The 6,066-nt window shown below is 30.8% G+C and carries 4 protein-coding genes; all 4 read right to left on the bottom strand.

Going from position 1 to position 6,066, the window contains the following annotated elements:
• Positions 1–400: 400 nt before the first annotated feature.
• Positions 401–1,837, bottom strand: a complete 1,437-nt coding sequence (locus tag B3J31_RS14175; protein WP_346868385.1) for a carbon starvation protein A — start codon at positions 1,835–1,837, stop codon at positions 401–403.
• Between the two features lie 105 nt (positions 1,838–1,942).
• Positions 1,943–2,644: a response regulator gene (locus B3J31_RS14170; RefSeq protein ID WP_150845172.1), complete on the bottom strand. Its 702-nt coding sequence runs from the start codon at positions 2,642–2,644 to the stop codon at positions 1,943–1,945.
• Between the two features lie 4 nt (positions 2,645–2,648).
• Positions 2,649–4,322: a LytS/YhcK type 5TM receptor domain-containing protein gene (locus B3J31_RS14165; protein ID WP_150845173.1), complete on the bottom strand. Its 1,674-nt coding sequence runs from the start codon at positions 4,320–4,322 to the stop codon at positions 2,649–2,651.
• 214 nt (positions 4,323–4,536) lie between these two features.
• On the bottom strand, positions 4,537–6,051 hold the full coding sequence (gene xylB, locus B3J31_RS14160) for a xylulokinase (RefSeq protein WP_346868386.1): 1,515 nt from the start codon (positions 6,049–6,051) through the stop codon (positions 4,537–4,539).
• Positions 6,052–6,066: the final 15 nt, after the last annotated feature.

Here is a 6,066-nt window from a genome sequence, read left to right as displayed (position 1 = left end):
AATTCGGTGAATAATTCAGGATTAATATACTCATGATTAATTTACTACGCAAATTATTTTTTTTCATAGAGACCTCCTTTTCATATAAATATACAGTAGTTACCATTTATCTTAAAATACTATTACTTTAATCGACTATGAATCCTAATTATTACAATTGCATACTTCTATAATAAATTTATAGTTACAAATTGTAAACTATTTTATTTATTGTAATATAATCCTTATCCAGGTGTGTAACAACTCTTCACTCACTCTTTAAACTAGATGGAAGTATTAGAGATGGTATCAACCACATAAAAATATATAAAAAAGTACCTATAAGCTAAACACTTTTTGTGTATCTAGCCTATAAGTACTTTTATTCCATTAGTATTTTTATAATGAACTTTATAGAATTTTAAATTTTACCTTTTGCTTTTGTTTCTACTTTTTTTGCTGCTATTAAGAAAACTACCATTGCTACAATTGCACTTACAATTCCTATTGGATATGAAATACTTTGAGAAAGCTTAAAGCCTTCTGGTGCAATTAAAATGTAAGATGTACATACTGCTGTCATAAATGTAGCTGGTATAGTAGCAATCCAGTGTTTTTTACCTTTAGTAACTAAGTACATGCCTGATGTCCATAATACTATTGTAGCTAAAGTTTGGTTAGACCATCCAAAATATCTCCATACTATTCCAAAATCCATCTTAGTTAATATAAAGCCTACTACAAATAAAGGAATACTAATCATAAATCTATTTTTAATAGGTCCTTGATCAAGTTTAAATGTATCAGCTATAGTTAATCTTGCACTTCTAAATGCTGTATCACCAGAAGTTATAGGACATGCTACAACTCCAAGTATAGCTAATAACCCACCAACTCTTCCTAGTAAGCTTCCGCAAATTTCATTTACTACCCAAGCTGCTGTATGACCTTCCATTGCCATAGTTGCATTTAACTCTGCTACTCCACCAAAGAAACTCATTGCTGCCGCTGCCCAAATTAAAGCAACTACACCTTCTGCTATCATTGAACCATAGAATATTTTTCTACCTTGCTTTTCACTAGTTATACATCTTGCCATTAAAGGTGATTGTGTAGCATGGAACCCTGAAATAGCTCCACAAGCAATAGTTATAAATAGCATTGGAAATATTGGGTTTTTATCTGGGTTTGAATGCATATTAATCAAATTAGCAGGTATTATTTCTGGTATATCAAATCCACCAAAAATTAATGCAGCACCAACACCAATTGCCATAACTAATAAACAAATTCCAAAAATGGGGTATATCTTTCCAATAAGCTTGTCTATAGGAACCATTGTTGCAATTAAGTAATAAGCAAATATAATATATATTAATACTGTAATGTTCAATCCTGTTAATCCTTTTAATATACTTGCTGGTCCCGTTACAAATACAACTCCTACAAGAACTAAAAGTATTACTGAGAATACTCTCATAAAGTTTTTGAAGCCTTTTCCAAGGTATTGACCTACAACTTCAGGAATACTTGTCCCATCATGCCTTACTGAAAGCATACCAGAAAAATAATCGTGAACTCCACCTGCAAATATACATCCAAATACAATCCACAAAAATGCTGATGGACCCCACATTGCACCTGCAATTGCACCAAAAATAGGTCCTAAACCTGCTATGTTAAGAAATTGAATTAAGAAAATTTTGTATGCAGGCATTTTAACAAAGTCTACACCATCCTCTAGCCTTACAGCAGGAGTTTGAATTTTTTCATCTGCTCCAAAAGCCTTTTCCACAATTGTACCATAAATAAAATAACCTATAATAAGAGCAATAATCGCTAAAATAAATGATACCATTTGTACCCCTCCTAATTAATTATTTGTTAACAAAATTATAATATGTTTTTTAGGAGTTTATACGGTTTCATACATGAAAAAACAAAAAAAGCACATCAAGTGCTTTTATATGCCCATTATATGCTTAAACTCACCTATATTATTTCTACTTACGGGTATATCAACTTTCTCACCTTGTAATTTTAACATAAAGGTGTTGTTAAACCACGGAACTATCTCTGTAATTTTATCAGTATTAATAATATAAGATCTATGACTTCTATAAAAGAGTTCTTTGGGAAGTTTTTTATAAAATTCTGAAATACTACAGTTTACATTATATTGTACTCCATTAATATAAATTAAAGTTTCTCGTTCCTTTGCTTCACAATAGGAAATATCCATTATATTTTTTACAATCATCTTATTATCTTTCCAAAGGGTTATTTTATTATTTATACACTTTTTATCTGAAAGTTTATCAATTTTCTTTAGTGTACTAACTATTCGTTCTTCTGAATAAGGCTTTAATATATAGTCATAAGCTTGAATTTCAAAAGCATCTACAGCATAATCTTTATGGGCAGTAATAAAAATTACAAGGGATTGTTTTGGAAAATGATTAATAATTTTACATAATGCTATGCCATCTAGTTTTGGCATATTAATATCTAGGAAAATAATATCTGGTTTATTTTCTTCAATATATTCTAAAGCCTTAATAGAATCATCAAATTCATTCACTATTTTTATATTACTGAAATTGTTTATAAAATATTTTAGTTCTTCTCTTGAAGGAGATTCATCATCAACAATAATACAATTCATACCATCACTCCCTTATTTTATTTACATTGAAACTGATTCTAGTACCACTTTTCAATGCTTCTATCTTTAATCCTTCACCATAAATATATTTTAATCTATTATGGACATTTGATATGCCTATTTTATTTTCTTCCATTTTATCTTCATAGACTTTTTCTATAATATCTTCTGAAATTCCAATTCCATCATCTTCAATTGTTATCATAATGTTGTCCTTGGAAACTTTTTTAACTTCAATTGTCACTGTGCCTTCACCTTTACCTTTTAAAATACCATGTTTTATGGAATTTTCAACTATTGGCTGAATGATAAGACTTGGAATCTTAACATCTAAATCATCTTCAATATTATAAACTACGTGAAGTTTCTCTCCAAATCTTGCTTTTTCTATTTCTACATATGCTTTAACCTGCTCTAGTTCTTTATAAATATCTACATGGTTTTCGCCTATATCTAAATTATACCTTAAGTAGGTAGATAAATTAATAATTAACTCTCTTGCTTTATTTGGATTAAATCTAATAAAGGAAATTATTGTGTTTAGCGCATTAAATAGAAAATGCGGATTTATTTGGGATTGCAACGCCTTTATTTCAGCCCTATTTGCCATATTTTTCAGTTCTCCAAGCTTACTTATTTCTAGCTGGGTAGAAATAATTTGGGATAAGCCTACAGCTAAATTTATATTTCTAAAGGAAATAGCATTATCAGTGCAATAATATATTTTTAATGTGCCTATTACTTCATCTCCTTCTTTTAAAGGAGCAATAATTGCAGATTTTAAACTACAATTTAAATTAGGACACTCTATCTGATTTGCATTTGTTAGAGAAAGTAAATTTCCTCCTTTAATAACTTTTTTTGTAGCTTCTGTTATAATCTTCTGACCCTTTATGTGATGGTCAGCTCCTACTCCTACGTGAGCTAATATATTTTCTTTATTCGTTATAGATACTGCATCTGCATTAATAGATTCCCTTATTATTCCGCATATCTGTTCTAAGGAATTTTCATTCATTTCTCTAAAATAAGGTAAGGTTTTATTTGCTATCTCTAAAGCGATTTGTGCTTGTTTTGCTGCAATTTCTTCCTTTTCTTTAAGTATTTTTTGAATTATCAATATTAGAATTGCAATTCCAATACCATTAGCAAAACTCATAGGAAAATATATGCTCTTTACAATGGTTAATGCACTACTAAAGGGATGTGCCATTGTAAGTATTAAAATCATTTCTAAAATTTCAATTAAAAGTCCTCCAAATAACCCATAAAACCACTTGTTATTTTCACTTGATTTACTATATATTAAACCTGCAACTATTCCCGAAATTATAGTAGTTATTGTACAAGGTATTGATGTAATTCCTCCAATATCTACAAGCAATCTATGAATCCCAGCTATAATACCTGCCATTGTCCCTACAAAAGGTCCGCATAGTATTCCCCCAGTCATTACACCAATAATTCTAGTATTAGCAATAGCTCCATTAACCTCTGTTCCTGTGTAGGTTCCCAAAATTCCAAAAGCTCCAAAAATTATTGAAAGCACAATTAGATCTTTCTTTTTAAATTTATCCTTTTGTACTATTTTCTTAAAGCTCCCTAGTCTTGAAACAAAGAAAGCAATAAGGATTACATACCCTAAATTATTCGTAAGATTTCTTAGCAATTCAACCATTAAAATTAACTCCATTTCACTAAACACATATTTTTAAAACATATATCGAATATTTTACCAGTTGTTTTTTATATCTAAATAAACTTCTATAAATATTATATATAAAATTCTAAAATATATAAACAAAGTTATTAATACTTGTGGTGTTAAATAAGAATGAGCACCCCTAGGAGTGCTCATTCTTAACTTAATAAATTGTAATATAATTAATCTATTATAATAATTCAAAAGTTCCTTTTAAATCATTATATATCTTCTTATAAATCTCATAATATCTTTTATATACTAGGGAATTTTCTTCCTTTGGAAATTGTACACTATTTTCAGAAATTGCTATGCTACAAGCCTCATGTATATCCTTATATACGCCAGTTCCAACTCCTGCAAGCAATGCTACCCCTAAGGCTGGTCCTTCTGATGATTTATTTGTAGATACTTTACAGTTAAACATATCTGCTAATATTTGGCGCCATAGTTCACTTTTTCCGCCTCCACCTGACACCATCACATTAGTAGGATTCATTCCTGTGTCTTTAATGATTTCCATGCAATCTAAAAGTGAATAGGATACTCCTTCAATTACAGCTCTTAGCATCTCATTTTTTGTATGAGCAGCTGAAAGTCCAAAGAATACACCCTTTGCCTTAGGATTCAAATGTGGTGTACGCTCTCCCATGAGATATGGAAGATATATTAATCCCCTTGAACCTGCAGGCACTTTTTCTGCTTCTTTAGTCATAAGTACATATGGATCAATTCCCATACCTTTTGCTACTTCAATTTCATTAGTACAAAAATTATCCCTAAACCATTTTAAAGAAAGTCCTGCACCTTGGGTTACTCCCATCATATGCCATGCACCTGGCACTGCATGACAAAAGGTGTGTACTCTTCCTTTCTCATCAATTATAGGTTCATCTAAATGTGCAAATACTACTCCTGAAGTACCTATAGTGGAAGATATTTGTCCACTTTTTATAATGCCATTTCCTATTGCACCAGCTGCCTGATCTCCTGCTCCACCAACCACTGGTGTATTCTCTTTAAGACTAGTAACCTCCGCTGCTTTTTTATGAACTTTTCCACTGACTACAATTGATTCATGTACATCTCCTAAATACTCTATAGGAATATCTAAAGCATTAAGGACTTCCTTAGACCAGCACCTATTTTTAATATCTAAAAGCTGCATTCCTGAAGCATCAGATACCTCCGTAGCAAATTCACCTGTAAGCATATATCTTATATAATCCTTAGGTAATAATATTTTCCTACATTTTTCATATATTTCAGGTTCATTATTTCTAACCCAAAGTATTTTAGATGCTGTAAATCCTGTTAGAGCAGGATTTGCTGTAATATCTATTAATCTTTTTTCTCCAACTTTTTCTGTAATCTCAACACATTCCTTAGCTGTACGTTGGTCACACCAAATAATAGATTTTCTTAATACATTTCCATCTCCATCTAACATAACTAAACCGTGCATTTGTCCAGATAAGCCAATACCACTAATGTATTCCGGATTTATATTACTATCTTTTATAACCTGATTAATTGTTATACATACTGCCTTCCACCAATCTTGTGGGTCTTGTTCTGCCCAACCAATCTCTGGCTGATATAATGGATATTCTGCTGTAGAAGAGGAAATCGGATTTCCTCCCCTATCAAATAGCACTGTTTTAGTACCTGAGGTTCCAATATCTATGCCTAATAAGTACTTCATCTTCTAGCCACTCCA

Source organism: Clostridium sp. UBA5988, assembly GCF_002435615.1.
GTDB classification, from domain to species: Bacteria; Bacillota; Clostridia; order Clostridiales; family Clostridiaceae; genus Clostridium_J; species Clostridium_J sulfidigenes.
Note: the sequence above shows the minus strand (reverse complement) of the source record. Positions and strands in the feature narration are given on the sequence as shown.

Excerpts from the sequence above, each read along its gene's own strand:
- B3J31_RS14175 (WP_346868385.1), bottom strand. The coding sequence starts at position 1,837 with ATGGTATCATTTATTTTAGCGATTATTGCTCTTATTATAGGTTATTTT.
- B3J31_RS14170 (WP_150845172.1), bottom strand. The coding sequence starts at position 2,644 with ATGAATTGTATTATTGTTGATGATGAATCTCCTTCAAGAGAAGAACTA.
- B3J31_RS14165 (WP_150845173.1), bottom strand. The coding sequence starts at position 4,322 with ATGGTTGAATTGCTAAGAAATCTTACGAATAATTTAGGGTATGTAATC.
- xylB (WP_346868386.1), bottom strand. The coding sequence starts at position 6,051 with ATGAAGTACTTATTAGGCATAGATATTGGAACCTCAGGTACTAAAACA.